The 13576-nt window shown below is 67.4% G+C and carries 15 protein-coding genes and 3 pseudogenes; 4 read left to right on the top strand and 14 right to left on the bottom strand.

Annotated elements, in window-relative coordinates:
• Nucleotides 1-154: 154 nt before the first annotated feature.
• The 7 genes from acpP to ABKF58_RS09650 all read right to left on the bottom strand — a co-directional run bounded on the left by acpP (nt 155) and on the right by ABKF58_RS09650 (nt 5154).
• On the bottom strand, nt 155-394 hold the full coding sequence (acpP, locus tag ABKF58_RS09680; RefSeq protein ID WP_008955003.1) for an acyl carrier protein: 240 nt from the start codon (nt 392-394) through the stop codon (nt 155-157).
• Between the two features lie 109 nt (nt 395-503).
• Complete coding sequence (gene fabG / locus ABKF58_RS09675) at nt 504-1241, bottom strand: 3-oxoacyl-ACP reductase FabG (protein WP_008955002.1); 738 nt, start codon at nt 1239-1241, stop codon at nt 504-506.
• 77 nt (nt 1242-1318) lie between these two features.
• Nucleotides 1319-2248: an ACP S-malonyltransferase gene (gene fabD, locus ABKF58_RS09670; RefSeq protein ID WP_482584251.1), complete on the bottom strand. Its 930-nt coding sequence runs from the start codon at nt 2246-2248 to the stop codon at nt 1319-1321.
• Between the two features lie 107 nt (nt 2249-2355).
• Nucleotides 2356-3315 carry a beta-ketoacyl-ACP synthase III gene (locus ABKF58_RS09665; RefSeq protein ID WP_482584250.1) on the bottom strand — a complete coding sequence of 320 codons (960 nt, stop codon included), beginning with the start codon at nt 3313-3315 and terminating at the stop codon, nt 2356-2358.
• 5 nt (nt 3316-3320) lie between these two features.
• Nucleotides 3321-4358 carry a phosphate acyltransferase PlsX gene (plsX, locus tag ABKF58_RS09660; RefSeq protein ID WP_040653009.1) on the bottom strand — a complete coding sequence of 346 codons (1038 nt, stop codon included), beginning with the start codon at nt 4356-4358 and terminating at the stop codon, nt 3321-3323.
• A 65-nt stretch (nt 4359-4423) separates the two neighbouring features.
• Nucleotides 4424-4603 carry a 50S ribosomal protein L32 gene (gene rpmF / locus ABKF58_RS09655; RefSeq protein WP_008954998.1) on the bottom strand — a complete coding sequence of 60 codons (180 nt, stop codon included), beginning with the start codon at nt 4601-4603 and terminating at the stop codon, nt 4424-4426.
• 47 nt (nt 4604-4650) lie between these two features.
• Nucleotides 4651-5154 (bottom strand): YceD family protein, encoded by a 504-nt coding sequence (locus ABKF58_RS09650; protein ID WP_008954997.1) that lies wholly within the window; start codon nt 5152-5154, stop codon nt 4651-4653.
• Between the two features lie 59 nt (nt 5155-5213).
• Between ABKF58_RS09650 and ABKF58_RS09645 the strand changes: the two genes are divergently transcribed.
• The gene (locus ABKF58_RS09645) at nt 5214-5792 is read left to right on the top strand and encodes a Maf family protein (protein ID WP_008954996.1); all 579 of its coding nucleotides are present in this window, start codon (nt 5214-5216) and stop codon (nt 5790-5792) included.
• On the top strand, nt 5792-6496 hold the full coding sequence (locus ABKF58_RS09640) for an SAM-dependent methyltransferase (protein WP_482584249.1): 705 nt from the start codon (nt 5792-5794) through the stop codon (nt 6494-6496). The genes ABKF58_RS09645 and ABKF58_RS09640 overlap by 1 nt, the downstream gene beginning before the upstream one ends.
• Nucleotides 6497-6686: 190 nt before the next feature.
• Here the strand turns inward: ABKF58_RS09640 and ABKF58_RS09635 are convergent, their stop codons facing one another.
• Nucleotides 6687-7547, bottom strand: a complete 861-nt coding sequence (locus tag ABKF58_RS09635; RefSeq protein WP_482584248.1) for a Rossmann-like and DUF2520 domain-containing protein — start codon at nt 7545-7547, stop codon at nt 6687-6689.
• A gap of 87 nt (nt 7548-7634) precedes the next feature.
• On the opposite strand from ABKF58_RS09635, the gene ABKF58_RS09630 reads away from it, so the two are divergent.
• Together ABKF58_RS09630 and ABKF58_RS09625 are read left to right on the top strand one after the other, a co-directional pair.
• Nucleotides 7635-8204 (top strand): LemA family protein, encoded by a 570-nt coding sequence (locus ABKF58_RS09630; RefSeq protein WP_482584247.1) that lies wholly within the window; start codon nt 7635-7637, stop codon nt 8202-8204.
• Nucleotides 8205-9095: a hypothetical protein gene (locus tag ABKF58_RS09625; RefSeq protein WP_482584246.1), complete on the top strand. Its 891-nt coding sequence runs from the start codon at nt 8205-8207 to the stop codon at nt 9093-9095.
• A 48-nt stretch (nt 9096-9143) separates the two neighbouring features.
• On the opposite strand, the gene ABKF58_RS09620 is transcribed toward ABKF58_RS09625, so the two are convergent.
• The 6 genes and pseudogenes from ABKF58_RS09620 to ABKF58_RS09595 all read right to left on the bottom strand — a co-directional run.
• Entirely contained in the window at nt 9144-10349 is a 1206-nt protein-coding gene (locus ABKF58_RS09620) for an ABC transporter permease (protein ID WP_482584245.1), read from the bottom strand.
• Between the two features lie 247 nt (nt 10350-10596).
• Nucleotides 10597-10935 (bottom strand): annotated as a pseudogene (locus tag ABKF58_RS09615) (ABC transporter ATP-binding protein); the annotation flags it as partial.
• Nucleotides 10936-11060: 125 nt separating this feature from the next.
• Nucleotides 11061-11888 carry an efflux RND transporter periplasmic adaptor subunit gene (locus ABKF58_RS09610; protein WP_482584244.1) on the bottom strand — a complete coding sequence of 276 codons (828 nt, stop codon included), beginning with the start codon at nt 11886-11888 and terminating at the stop codon, nt 11061-11063.
• Between the two features lie 130 nt (nt 11889-12018).
• Nucleotides 12019-12252, bottom strand: a pseudogene (locus ABKF58_RS09605) (efflux RND transporter periplasmic adaptor subunit); the annotation flags it as partial.
• A 92-nt stretch (nt 12253-12344) separates the two neighbouring features.
• Entirely contained in the window at nt 12345-13058 is a 714-nt protein-coding gene (locus ABKF58_RS09600) for a TolC family protein (protein ID WP_482584243.1), read from the bottom strand.
• Nucleotides 13059-13167: 109 nt separating this feature from the next.
• A pseudogene (locus tag ABKF58_RS09595) lies at nt 13168-13551 on the bottom strand (TolC family protein); the annotation flags it as partial.
• Nucleotides 13552-13576 lie beyond the last annotated feature (25 nt).

The raw sequence follows: 13576 nt of genomic DNA, 5'->3' as shown, positions 1-13576 counted from the left end.
GAGGGCGTTCTCCCGATTGTTTCGAAACGGCCGCACCCAGATCAGACAAAACCGGGGCGCACATGACACCCGTTTCGAAGTCGCCAACAAAAAGGACCTCTGCTGCGAGCGCATGGCGCTATCGGGCAGAGGTCCCTGGGTACAGCGAAAAAAATTACTTGTTCAGATGAGCGTTGACGAAGTCAATCGCTTGCTGAACGGTGGTGATCTTCTCGGCTTCTTCATCCGGAATTTCGCATTCGAACTCTTCTTCCAGAGCCATCACCAGTTCAACGGTATCCAGGGAGTCAGCGCCCAGATCGTCGACGAAGGAAGATTCGATTTTCACTTCGGCTTCGTTCACACCCAGTTGTTCGGCAACGATCTTCTTGACGCGCTGTTCAATGTTTTCCATTTGTATTAACCCTTTACCTTTCTGATTCGGGATAACAAAACCCGAGTATTCTACAAAAAAAATTTAGAGTAGCCTACCTAAATGCTTTAACCGCCCGCGAACAGGCGGATTAGGGCATCAGCATGCCACCATTCACATGCAATGTCTGGCCGGTGATGTAGGCCGCGCGATCCGATGCCAAAAAGCCCACGGCATCGGCGATGTCCTTGGCGTCGCCGAGGCGGCCCAGGGCGATCTGCTGCACCAGCATCTCGCGCTGCGCTTCCGGCAGTGCGCGGGTCATGTCGGTGTCGATGAAGCCCGGCGCCACGCAGTTGACGGTGATGTTGCGGCTGCCCACTTCACGCGCCATCGACTTGGTGAAGCCCATGATGCCGGCCTTGGCGGCCGCGTAGTTGGTCTGGCCGGCGTTGCCCATCGCGCCCACCACCGAAGCGATGTTGACGATGCGGCCCCAGCGCGCCTTCATCATGCCACGCAGCACGGCCTTGGAGGCCTTGAACACCGAGCGCAGGTTGGTGTCCATGATGGCGTCCCAGTCCTCGTCCTTCATGCGCATCAAGAGACCGTCGCGGGTGATGCCGGCGTTGTTGACCAGGATGGCGATGTCGCCGTATTCCTTGGCGATGGTGTCGATCAGCGCCTCGATGGCCCCCTCTTCACCGACGTTGAGCACCATGCCCACGCCGCCTTGCGCCGCCAGGCGCTCGCCGATGGCGGCGGCCCCTGCCTCGGAGGTGGCGGTGCCGATGACTTTGGCTCCCTCGGCGGCCAGTGCTTCGGCAATCGCCGCACCGATGCCGCGGGACGCGCCGGTCACCAGCGCCACTTTACCCTGCAGACTCATCAACTTTCTCCTCGAAATGCCCCACCGCCGGAATGACACGGCGACGGAGAAGTGTCTCTTTTTTACCGCAGATCGCGTTATTTCAGCTCTTCACAAGCCGCTTGCAGCGCCGCGGCATCGGTCAGCGCCAAGCCCTTGACGTTGCCGTCGATGCGCTTGGCAAGCCCGGCCAGCACCTTGCCCGGGCCACATTCGGCCAGTTGCAGCACGCCGTCGGCAGCCAGTTTCTGCACCGTTTCGGTCCAGCGCACCGGGCTGTAGAGCTGGCGCACCAACGCGTCGCGAATCTGTGCCGGATCGCTGTAGCTCGCCACGTCGGCGTTGTGCAGCACCGGAATCGACGGTGCCTTGATCTCCACCTCGGCCAGGGCCGCGGCGAGACGCTCGGCGGCCGGCTTCATCAGCGCGCAGTGCGACGGCACCGATACCGGCAGCGGCAGCGCGCGCTTGGCGCCCTTGGCCTTGCACAGCTCCATGGCGCGCTCCACGGCGGCCTTGGCCCCGGCGATCACCACCTGGCCCGGCGAGTTGAAGTTGACCGCTTCCACCACCTCGCCCTGCGCGGCTTCGGCGCAGGCGGCGCGGATGTCGTCGTCGGACAGGTTGAGAATGGCCGCCATCGCACCCTCGCCCGCCGGTACGGCTTCCTGCATTGCCTGGGCGCGCAAGCGCACCAGCTTGACGGCATCGGCGAAGCCGAGCGCCCCGGCGGCGACCAGCGCGCTGTATTCGCCCAGGCTGTGGCCGGCCACGGCGACCGGCAGCGCACCGCCGACGGCCTGCCAAGCGCGCCAGGTGGCGACGCCGGCGGCCAGCATCAGCGGCTGGGTGTTGACGGTGGCGTTGATGGCGTCGGCCGATTCGGCCTTGAGCATGGCCCACAGATCGTCACCGAGCACAGCGGAAGCTTCGTCGAAAGTCTGCTTCACGACCGGCAGGTCGGCGAAACCGTCCATCATGTTGAGGCTTTGCGAGCCTTGCCCCGGGAAAACGAAGGCAAACGACATGGTGAATCTCCCAAGAAAACGTCAGGAACGATGAACGCCAAGGGGCGCCGTCCCGACGCCGATCGCGTCAATTCCGGGACGGCGCACGCCTTGGCGTGCTTGTGTCATCAGAAGGTGAGCAGTACCGCGCCCCAGGCGAAACCGCCGCCGATGCCTTCCAGCATCACGGTCTGGCCACGCTTGATGCGGCCGTCGCGCACCGCGGCGTCGAGCGCCAGCGGGATCGAGGCGGCCGAGGTGTTGCCTTGCTCGGGCAGCGTCACCACCACGCGCTCCATCGGCAGGCCGAGATGCTTGGCGGTGGATTCGATGATGCGCAGGTTGGCCTGATGCGGCACCAGCCAGTCGACCTGGTCCTTGCTCATGCCGACCTCGCCCAGCGTCTTCTCGGCGATGTCCGACAGCGCCTTGACGGCAAACTTGAAGACCGCCGGCCCGTCCATGTGCAGGTAGGGCATGCCCTGGATCTTGCCATCGGCGATCTGCGCCGGGGTGTTCAGGATGTCCTTGTAGCGGCCGTCGGCGGCCAGCTTGGCGTGCAGGATGCCGGGTTGGTCCGACTCGCCCAGCACCACAGCGCCGGCGCCGTCGCCGAACAGGACGCAGGTGCGGCGGTCTTGCCAGTCGAGGATGCGCGACATCACCTCGGCCCCGACCACCAGCGCCTTCTTGGCCATGCCGGACTTGATGTAGTTGTTGGCCGTGATCAGCGCATACATGAAGCCGGCGCACACCGCCTGCACGTCGAATGCGGCGCAACCGTGCACACCCAGCTTTTCCTGCAGCAGGCAGGCGGTGCTGGGGAAGACCATGTCGGGGGTGGTGGTCGCCACCACGATGAGGTCGATTTCGTCGGCGGCGACGCCCGCGTCGGCAAGCGCAGCCTGAGCCGCCTTGAGTGCGAGATCGCTGGTGGTTTCGTGCTCGTCGGCGATGTGGCGGGCACGGATACCGGTGCGGGAGACGATCCACTCGTCACTGGTATCAATGCGCTCAGCCAGCATCGCATTCGTAAGCACGGTCGGCGGCAGGTAGCTGCCGGTGCCGAGAATGCGTGAATAGGCCATGTGTCTCAGTTCGCTGCTGCCTCGGATTGCTTGATGTGTTGTAGTTGCTCGGCAACCCGCTCGGCGATGTGAGCAATCACGCTGGAGCCGGCTTCCTCGCAAGCCTGTTCCAGCGCGTACCGGAATCCCAGCGCGTCGGTGCCGCCGTGGCTTTTCACCACGATGCCGCGCAAGCCCAGCAGGCTCGCGCCGTTGTAGCGGCGGGCATCCACCCGTTTCTTGAAGTGGTTCAGGACCGGCATGGCGGCCAGCGCACACAGCCGTGTCCACCAGCTTCGGGTGAATTCTTCGCGCAGGAAAGAGGCAATCATGTGCGCCAGACCTTCGGAGGTCTTGAGCGCCACGTTGCCGGTAAATCCGTCGCAGACTACCACATCCACCGTGCCACGGTAGATGTCGTTGCCTTCGACGTTGCCGTAAAAGTTCAGCGCGGCGTCTTTCAACAGTTCGGCGGCTTGCTTGACGGTCTCGTTACCCTTGATGTCTTCGGAGCCGATGTTGAGCAGGCCCACCGTGGGGTTGGCCTTGCCCGACAGACTGGACACCAGTTCGGAGCCCATGATGCCGAATTGCAGCAGTTGCGCCGGCGTGCAGTCGACGTTGGCCCCCAGGTCCAGCATGCAGCTGGTGCCCTTGCTGGTGGGCAAGAGCTTGGCGATGGCCGGGCGGTCGATGCCGGGAATGGTCTTGAGTACGAAGCGCGCGGTGGCCATCAGGGCACCGGTATTGCCGGCCGACACAGCCGCCTGCGCCTCGCCTTCTTTGACGAGGTTGATCGCGACCCGCATCGACGAATCTTTCTTGTTCTTCATGGCCAGCTGCGGCGATTCGTCCATGCCCACCACCTGGGATGCGTGGTGGAGGCGCAGACGGTCGCGCGCGACGGAGCCATGCAGCGCCAATTCCGCCTCAAGGGCGGTCTGGTCACCTACAAGAATGAGTCGTGCGTCGGGATGGTCTTGGAGAAACTGGATCGATGCCGGGACGGTGACCTTGAGGCCAACGTCACCGCCCATTGCATCAACCGCTACGGTGATAGTCATCAACGTGTACGGTGGTGAAACCTACCTGTTGTTTGACAGGTAAAGTTTGTGCGGAGAAAAAGCGATTACTCGCCCTTGGTCTTGACGACCTTGCGACCACGGTAGAAGCCGTTCGGGCTGATGTGGTGACGCAGATGGGCTTCGCCGGTGGTCGGCTCAACGGCCAGCGCCGGGGCGATCAGGAAATCGTGGGCGCGGTGCATGCCACGCTTGGACGGGGACTTTTTGTTCTGTTGAACGGCCATGGTCAACTCCTAAGAATTTCAAGTAGATTCTATTACACGAATCCGGTTTACTCGGACTTGGTGCCCTTGAGCGCCGCCAGCACCGCGAACGGATTCGGCTTGTCGGTCTTGGCGCGCGCGAGAGCATCCGTACCGCAATCGTCGTGTTTCGGCGACAGCGGCAAGCCCATGATGATTTCGTCTTCGACCAGCCGAACCACGTCCAACTCCGGCTCGGCCATGATGGCATCGAGCGTTTCGTCGGCCTCGCAGGCCGCCTCGAGCTTTTCCTCGTCGGTGAACAGCGTCATCGAGGAGTCGGTCTTGAGCACGTACGGCATGCTGGAGAGGCAACGCTGACAGCGCACGGAAATCGTGGCGTCGAGCGTGAGCCGGAGCACGGCACGACGCAACGGGTCGACGTGGCCGGAGAGGGTATACTTTACCTCGCCGTCCGTATCGGACAGGTCGTCGTGTATGCGCTGATCCAGCGCCGAGATGGCCAAGGTGCCAGTCTGCGAGCGGCCCTCGCGGGCAAACTTCAGCGGATCGATCAAAATCGGTTTAGACATAAACCTCGCATGATATAATTCGCCTCCCCGATTTGTCAAAAGAATCAAGCATTCACACCATGCAGATTGTCCTCGCTTCCACCTCTCCCTACCGCCGCGAGATCATCGCGCGCCTGGGCCTGCCGTTCGAGGCCGTGGCGCCGCATTGCGACGAAACCCCGCTGCCCAATGAGACCGCGCTCTTGACCGCCACCCGGCTGGCGCGCGCTAAGGCCGAATCGCTCGCCGGGCGCTTTCCCGAAGCGCTGATCATCGGCTCCGACCAGGTGGCGCTACTCGACGGCCAGCAGATCGGCAAGCCGCTCGAATTCGAGCGCGGCGTGGAGATGCTGACGTGGATGAGCGGTCGCACCGTGCTGTTCCACTCCGCGCTAGCGCTGGTGAACAGCGCCACCGGCCGGGTGCAGGAGACGGTGGGCCTGACCCGCGTGACACTGCGCGCGCTGTCCGAGACGCAGATTCGCCACTATCTGACACGCGAGCCGGATGCGCTGCATTGCGCCGGCGCGGCCAAGAGCGAGGGACTGGGTGGCGCGTTGATCGCGCGCATCGAGTCGGACGACCCCAACTCGCTGATCGGCGTGCCGTTGTTCGAGTTGGTGACGATGCTCGGCAACGAAGGCGTGGAGATTCTGTAATGGCCGGCACCCTGTTCCTGATCCCCACTCCGCTCGGCGACGAGGCCACGCCCTGGTTGCCGGAGCCGGAGCGCGCCCGCGTGATTCATCTCACCCATTTCGTGGTGGAGGCGGAAAAGACCGCGCGCAAGCACCTGAAGGCGCTCGGCGTGACCACGCCGATCCGCGAGCTGACGCTATCGACGCTGAACGAGCACACCAAGCCGGCCGAGGTGGCGGCGCTGCTGCAGCCGTTGGCCGAAGGGCTCGACCTGGGCCTGGTGTCGGAGGCCGGCTGCCCGGCGGTGGCCGACCCCGGCGCGCAACTGGTGGCGCTGGCGCACGAGAAGGGCTACCGCGTGGAGCCGTTGATCGGGCCGTCGTCGATCCTCTTGGCGCTGATGGCGTCCGGCGCCAACGGCCAGTGCTTCGCCTTCCACGGCTATTTGCCGGTGGACGCCGCCGAGCGCGCCAAGGCGGTGAAGGAGCTGGAACAGCGTTCGCGCCAGCGCAACGAGACGCAGATCTTCATCGAGACGCCGTACCGCAACAACGCCTTGCTGCAACAGCTGCGCGAGACGCTGAGCCCGGCGACCCGGCTGTGTGTGGCGGCCGATCTGACGCTGCCCAGCCAGACCATCGTCAGCCGCCGCGTCAAGGACTGGCCGAAGGACGCACCCGACTTCCACAAGCGCCCGGCGCTGTTCGTGGTTCACGCCGGCTGAGCGCTAACGTATCAAAGCACTTTGTCAGCAGCCTGAAACCGGCCGACATCGTCGGCCGGTTTTTGTTATCCCCCACCCCGCTTCACCACGCTCTCCATTTCCAGCGATCGCCACAGGTACTGCAGCGTGGACTTGGCCCGGCAGGCATACAATCGACCAGGCCATCGTTCAGCGACGGCGCCGCTCCGTCTCAACTCGGGGAGTCTAGCAGCCTCGCCAGTTCTGCCCGCGCCGCCTCCTCCAGCCGCTCCCCAGCCAGCCGCAGCGTCGCCCGCCCCATGGCACGGTAGGCGTCGGCGCACAGCGCGTCGTCGATGACCGCGAGATGCCGCGCCACGGTGCCGGCGTCGCCGCGCACGATGGGGCCGGTGAGCGCCGCCGCCGGTCCCAGTGCCAGGGTGTTATCGAGCGTCTGGCGCATCAGCCCGCCCACCAGCTGCGACGCCACGAGTGGCTCGATGCCGGCCCCGGCCGCCACCTGCAAGGCCAGCGCGTTGAGCGTCACCAAGTAGTTGGATGCCATCGACAGCGCGGCGTGATAGGCCGCCTTGCCACCCGGAGCGAGCCGGAACGGCCGGGCGCCGAGGGCTTCGGCCAACCTTTCCAGTTCGGCGCAGACACTTTCCTCCCCTTCCAGCGCGCACAGCGTGCCGCCGAAGCCCGCCACGGCGCGCGCCGGCTCGGCGAACGAAAAGGCCGGGTGCAGGCTGCCGATGCGCACACCTCGCGCCGTCAGCGGGGCCAGCAGGCTCGCCTCGCCGGCGCCGCTGGCGTGAAACACCAGCGCCCCGGACGGCACTACGCCGGCGTCGGCCAGGCCTTGCGCCGTGGTGGCGATCGCCGCATCCGGTACCGCCAGCAGGTAGAGTTCGGCCGGGGCCAGCGGTGTCAGCTCGGTGACGGCGCGACCGGCGCCGATGAAGGCGAGCGCCTCGGCGGCGTGCGCCGCGTCGCGGCACAGCACGTCGACCACGGCGTAGCCGGCATCGTGCGCCAGGCGTCCCAGCGTGCGCCCCAGACGCCCGGCACCGATGATGCTCAGACGCGCCATGACACCTCCTCGTCCGCGCTGCGCGTCAGCGCAACGTCATGCCATACTGCCAATGACATCGTTGAATTTCCCGACTGGATGGAAAACATGAAACTGATCCTGTTCTTGCTGCTGCTCACCCTGCCGCTGCTGTACGCAGCCATCCTCTACAACGCGCTGGTCGGCCTCAAGCACCAGGTCGGCAAGTGCTGGGCCAACATCGACGTGCTGCTCAAGCAGCGCCACGACGAATTGCCCAAGCTGGTGGAGGTATGCCGCCAGTACGCCCAGTTCGAACAGGCCACGTTGACCCGGGTGATGGAGGCGCGCGCCGCGATCTCGGACGCGGCACGGGCCGGCAACCTCGGTCGGCTCGGCGAACTCGAGAGCGGGCTGTCCGGCCTGCTCGGCCGTCTCTTCGCCGTGGCCGAGGCCTACCCCGAACTCAAGGCGGACCAGCAGTTTTCGCACCTGGCGCAGCGCATCAGCCAACTGGAAGAAAACATCGCCGACCGGCGCGAACTCTACAACGAAGCGGTCAACCTCAACAACGTGCGCATCGAACAGTTCCCCGACGTGTTCATCGCTCGGCTGTGCGGATTCCGCCCGGCCACGCCGCTGCGCTTTGCCGCCGCCGAGACGCGCGACGTCGACCTGACCGCCCTGTTCCAGCGTTAAGTGAGGAAGCGGCTGATTTACCGGCTGACCAGCCACGGCTGGCTGGGCTTCACCGGCTATCCCTTGGCGCTGCTGCTCGGCTTCAAGCTGCAGCCGGCCATGCTCTACACGCTGGGCTTGCCGCTTTGCACCACCTTCGGCCTGCTGGCGTGGTGGCTCAATTACCGCCGTTACCGGGTGATCGCCGATACGCCCACATCGCGCGCCGGCGCAGTGGCTCAGGGTTACGTCGAGCTGTTCGGTTGCGCGCGCAGCCATGAACGCGCCCCGCTCTACAGCTCGCTGAGCGGGCGGCGTTGCGTCTGGTTCCGCTGGGAACGCCGCTACGTCGGTCGCGACGGCCGGCTCGATCCGGCCCAGCAGCAAGAAAGCGACGCCTCCTTCCTGCTGCAGGACGGCCACGGCGAGGTGGTGGTCGACCCGGAACAGGCCGAGGTCCATCCCGCGCACCGCGCGAGCTGGCACGATCAGGACTATCTGTGCTGCGAGGAATGGATCGCCGACGGCGACCCGCTGTACGTGATCGGGGAGCTGGTCGCCATCGGCGGCGATGCCGCCGCCGACCCGCGGCGCGACGTGGCCGCCCTGCTGGCGGAGTGGAAGCGTGACCAGCCGGCGCTGCTGCGCCGCTTCGACCTCGACCGCAGCGGCGGCATCGACGAGCGCGAGTGGCTGGCGGCGCGTGCCGCCGCCGAACGCGAGGTGCGGCAACGGCAGCAGGAGTTCGCCGCCACGCCGCTCACGCTGCACCTGCAGCGTCCGGCCGACGGCCGGCCCTACCTGATCACCACCTTGTCATCCCATGACGGCGCCCACGCCTTCCGCTGGCGCGCCTGGCTGCACCTGGGAGCCGCGCTCACCGGCCTGCTGCTGTGGCTGCGCACGGGCTGACCCCGTCCGGCCACCCGCGCTCCCGGCTTGCGGCAAGGTACGCCCGCTTCATTCGTGGCGCAGCGCCTCGATCGGATCGAGCCGTGCCGCCTTGCGCGCCGGGAAATAACCGAACACCAGCCCCACCGTGGCGGAAAAGACGAAGGCGACGGCGACGATGGTGGCGTTGAACACGAACGGCACGTTCAGCACCGAGGCCAGCACCGCCGAGGCCACCAACGCCAGTGCGATCCCGATCAGCCCGCCCAGCGACGACAGCACCGCCGCCTCCACCAGGAACTGCAGCAGCACCTCCCGCTCCAGCGCGCCGATGGCGAGCCGGATGCCGATCTCGCGCGTGCGCTCGGTCACCGACACCAGCATGATGTTCATGATGCCGATGCCGCCCACCAGCAGGCTGACCGCCGCCACCGCGCCGAGTAGCGCGGTCAGGACCTCGGTGGTGGAGGTCAGCATCTTGCTGATCTCCTTCATGTCCATGACGTTGAAGTTGCTTTCCTCGTTGGCGGAGAGATGGCGCCGCTCGCGCATCAGGTGCTCGATGTCCTGCTGGGCGCGGCTGGTGGAGGTGCCCTCGCGCACCGACACCTGGAGCTGGTTGACGTCCTGGTTGCCGGCGATGCGGCGCTGGTAGGCGCGCAGCGGCATGATCGCCAGATCGTCCTGGTCGCTGCCCATGGCGGACTGCCCCTTGGGCTCGAGCAGGCCGACCACGCTGCAGGCGATGCCCTGCACGCGGATGCGCTCGCCCAACGGATCCTGCCGGCCGAACAGCTTGTCGCGCACGGTCTGGCCGATGATGCAGGCCGGCGCGCCGGCGCGCAGCTCGCTGTCGGAAAAGCGGCGCCCGCTGCGCAGCGTGAGGTTGCGCACGGTGAAGTACTCGTTGCTGGTGCCGATCACCTGGGTCGACCAGTTGGCGTGCCCGTACACCACCGTCAGCGAGCGCGACGCCATCGGCGCCACCGCCACCAGCGCCGGTATCTCGCGCACCAGCGCCTGGGCGTCGCCGATGCTGAACAGCGCCGCCCCGACGTTCTGCCCCGGGCCGAGGCGCCGGCTCGGGCTGATGATGAGCAGGTTGCTGCCGAGGCTGGCGATCTGCTGGGTGACCTGCAGCGTGGCGCCGCCGCCGAGCGTCACCATGATGATCACCGCCGCCACGCCGATGACGATGCCGAGGATGGTGAGGAAGGAGCGCAGCACGTTGCGGCGGATTTCGCGCAGGGCCAGGGCGAAGGCGTTCCAGAGCATCACCCGCCCCCTGGTGTGCGCGCTCCGCTGCCGGCACCACCAGGCCGTCGCGAAAATGGATGGTGCGGCCGGCGTACGCCGCCATGTCCGGTTCGTGCGTCACCATCACGATGGTGATGCCCTGCTCCCGGTTCAGGCGCGTGAGGATGGTCATGATCTCCTGGCTGCGCGCGCTGTCGAGGTTGCCGGTCGGCTCGTCCGCCAGCAGCAGCGCGGGACGGGTGACGATGGCGCGCGCGATCGCCACGCGCTGCTGTTGCCCGCCGGACAGTTCACCCGGGGTGTGGTCCTCCCAGCCCGCCAGCCCCACCTCCGCCAGCGCCTCGCGGGCGCGCTGGTGGCGCTGTTCGGCGGGATCGCCGCGATAGATCAGCGGCAGCTCGACGTTCTCCAGGGCGCTGGTGCGGTTGAGCAGGTTGAAGCCCTGGAACACGAAACCCAGGTAGTGGCGCCGCAGCAGCGCGCGCTGGTCGCGCGTGAGCCCGCCCACCTCGACCCCCTGGAACAGGTAGCTGCCGGAGCTCGGGGTATCGAGACAGCCGATCAGGTTCATGCAGGTGCTCTTGCCCGAGCCGGACGGCCCCATCACCGCCACGAACTCGCCTTGGGCGATGACGATGTCGATCCCGCCCAGCGCCTGCATCGCCGCCGCGCCGCGGCCGTAGGTCTTGGTGACCCGGCGCAGTTCGACGAGGGGGCGGCCGTCGGGCGTCATGACGGCTTTTTCACCTCGATCACGTCCACCACCACGGCGCGGCCCGGCGCCAGCGCCCCGCCCTTCACCTCGGTCAGGCTGCCGTCGCTCATGCCGGTCTTGAGCGTGACCTTCTGCAGCCGGCCCTGCTGCAGCACCCAGACATGGGGCTGCTTGTCGTTGCCGCCGGGCGGGCTAGCGCTGCGGCGCGGCGGGCGCGGCGGGCGCGGCAGCAGATTGGCGACCAGCCCGCGGCTGGCGGGCGCCGAGGTTTCCTGCGGCGGCACAAAACGCAGCGCGGCATTGGGCACCAGCAGCGCATCGCGCGCCTGCTCGACCACGATGCTGGCGGTGCCGGTCATGCCCGGGCGCAGCAGCAGGCCGGCGTTGTCCACCTTGAGCACGGTTTCGTACGTCACCACCCCGGCCACGGTCTTGGCGCCGAAACGCACTTGGGACAGGCGCGCCGGAAAGGTGCGCTCGGGGTAGGCGTCGACGGTGAAGCTGGCGGCCTGCCCTTCCCGCACCTTGCCAACGTCGGCCTCGTCCACGTCGACGTGCAGTTCCATCTGCGTCAGGTCTTCGGCCAACGTGAACAGTACCGGCGTCTGGAACGAGGCGGCCACGGTCTGGCCGGGTTCGGCGGCGCGTTTCAACACCACGCCGTCCACCGGAGAGCGGATCACTGCCTTGGCCAGGTCGGTGCGCTGCGCCTCCAGCGTGGCTTCCCCCTGGGTCACCGTGGCCCGGCTGTTGGCGGCATCCGCCACGGCGCGCTCGAAGGTGGCCTGGGCGGTCTCCATCTCGGACTGCGACGGCACCTTGCCGCCGCTGACCTGCTGCACCTCGGCGCAGCCGCCCCAGCTTGGCCTTGGCCTCGCTGACGGTGGCCTGCGCCTGCTGCACCCGGGCGCGGGCGGCGGCCAGCGCCGCCAGGCTCTGCTTGAGCTGGGCCTCGAGCTTGCTGGTATCGATGCGCGCCAGCACCTGACCGCGCTTCACCCGGTCGTTGTAATCGACCTCCACGCTCTTGATGGTGCCGGAAATCTCGCTGCCGACGTCCACCTGGTTGGTGGGCTGCAGCGTGCCGGTGGCGGAGACGGCCACGGTCAGGCTGCCGCGGCGCACCTCCTGCGTCAGGTAGCGCGGCTGGCCCGTGGCCTGACGGCTGTTCCAGTACAGCGCCGCCAGCCCCGCCGCCACGACCATGCCCCCCAGCAGCAGCCAGCGCCGGAGGCGCGAGACCACACGGGACTGCCGGTCGAGGCCGAGCTTTTTGGCCATGTCGCCGGGTTGCTCCATCATCCTCCTTTCGCCGCAGCCGCGTCCCAGCCGCCGCCCAGCGCCTTGTAAAGCCGTACCAGGTTGGACACCGCCGCCGCCTCGCTCTGGCTCAGCTGGTCCTGCAGCGACAGCAGCGAGCGTTGGGTGTCGAGCACCGCCTGGAAATCGACCAGGCCGGCCTGGTACTGGCTCGAGGCCAGATCGGCCGCCCCTTGCGCCGCCGTGACCGCATCACGCAGCGCCACGCCGCGGTTCTGCTCCTCGGCGTAGGCCACCAGCGCGCCCTCGACGTCGCGCAAGGCCGTGAGCACGGCGGACTGGTAATTGAGCAGCGCCTGCTGCTGCAGGGCATTCTGCACCTCGATGTTGTGGCGGACGCGGCCGGCGTCGAACACGACCTCGCCGACGCTGGCGCCCAGCGCATACAGGCCGGCGCTGGAACGCAACAGCCGGCCGCCGCTCAGGGCTTGCAGGCCGAGCGTGCCGGACAGCGACACATCGGGGTAGGCGGCGGCGCTGGCCACCCCGACCTGCGCCGTCGCCGCCGCCAGCTGGCGCTCGGCGCGGCGCAGGTCGGGGCGCTGGCGCAGGGTGTCGGCGGGGATGCCCACCGCCACGGTGGCGGGCAGGTGCGGGATGGCGGCCGGCTGGTCCAGTTCGCTCAGCTCGCCGGGCGCGCGCCCCAGCAGCACCGCCAGCCGCTGTTTCGACTGCGCCAGCCCCTGCTGCAATGCCGGCAGCTGGGCCCGCGTCTGCTCCAGGTTGAAGCGGGCCTCGGTCTTCGTCCAGCTGCGTGGTGAGTCCGGCCTGATGGCGCCAGCGCGTGATCTGCCAGGTCTCGTCCTGGGTGGCGAGGCTGCCGCGCGCGAGCGCCAGCCGGGCCTGAAAGCCGCGCGCCTCGACGTAGCCGAGCGCCACTTCCGCCAGCAGGCTGACCCGGGTGTCGCGCAGCGCCTCCTGCTCGGCGTCGAGCGTCGCCGCGGCGGCTTCCTGGGCACGGCGCAGGCCGCCGAACAGGTCGAGCTCCCAGCTGGCATCGAGCTGCGCCGACCAGGTCTCGACGGCGCGCCCCTTGCCCTGGCTCATCTCGTCGCTGGAACGGTTGCGGTTGACGGCGGCGCGGGCGTTCAGGGCAGGATAGCGCTCGGCCACGGCCAGCCCGTAGCGGGCGCGGGCCTCGCGCAGGCGGGCCTGCGCCAGTTTGACATCGAGATTGTTCGCCACGGCCTCGCCGATCAGGCGCGACAAC

This window comes from Pseudogulbenkiania sp. AW2-16 (genome assembly GCF_056824575.1).
The sequence above is the reverse complement of the archived record's forward strand: the minus strand, read 5'-3'. Positions and strand labels throughout refer to the sequence as shown.

Coding starts and splice junctions, on each gene's coding strand:
- acpP (WP_008955003.1), bottom strand. CDS start 394: ATGGAAAACATTGAACAGCGCGTCAAGAAGATCGTTGCCGAACAACTG.
- fabG (WP_008955002.1), bottom strand. CDS start 1,241: ATGAGTCTGCAGGGTAAAGTGGCGCTGGTGACCGGCGCGTCCCGCGGC.
- fabD (WP_482584251.1), bottom strand. CDS start 2,248: ATGTCGTTTGCCTTCGTTTTCCCGGGGCAAGGCTCGCAAAGCCTCAAC.
- ABKF58_RS09665 (WP_482584250.1), bottom strand. CDS start 3,315: ATGGCCTATTCACGCATTCTCGGCACCGGCAGCTACCTGCCGCCGACC.
- plsX (WP_040653009.1), bottom strand. CDS start 4,358: ATGACTATCACCGTAGCGGTTGATGCAATGGGCGGTGACGTTGGCCTC.
- rpmF (WP_008954998.1), bottom strand. CDS start 4,603: ATGGCCGTTCAACAGAACAAAAAGTCCCCGTCCAAGCGTGGCATGCAC.
- ABKF58_RS09650 (WP_008954997.1), bottom strand. CDS start 5,154: ATGTCTAAACCGATTTTGATCGATCCGCTGAAGTTTGCCCGCGAGGGC.
- ABKF58_RS09645 (WP_008954996.1), top strand. CDS start 5,214: ATGCAGATTGTCCTCGCTTCCACCTCTCCCTACCGCCGCGAGATCATC.
- ABKF58_RS09640 (WP_482584249.1), top strand. CDS start 5,792: ATGGCCGGCACCCTGTTCCTGATCCCCACTCCGCTCGGCGACGAGGCC.
- ABKF58_RS09635 (WP_482584248.1), bottom strand. CDS start 7,547: ATGGCGCGTCTGAGCATCATCGGTGCCGGGCGTCTGGGGCGCACGCTG.
- ABKF58_RS09630 (WP_482584247.1), top strand. CDS start 7,635: ATGAAACTGATCCTGTTCTTGCTGCTGCTCACCCTGCCGCTGCTGTAC.
- ABKF58_RS09620 (WP_482584245.1), bottom strand. CDS start 10,349: ATGCTCTGGAACGCCTTCGCCCTGGCCCTGCGCGAAATCCGCCGCAAC.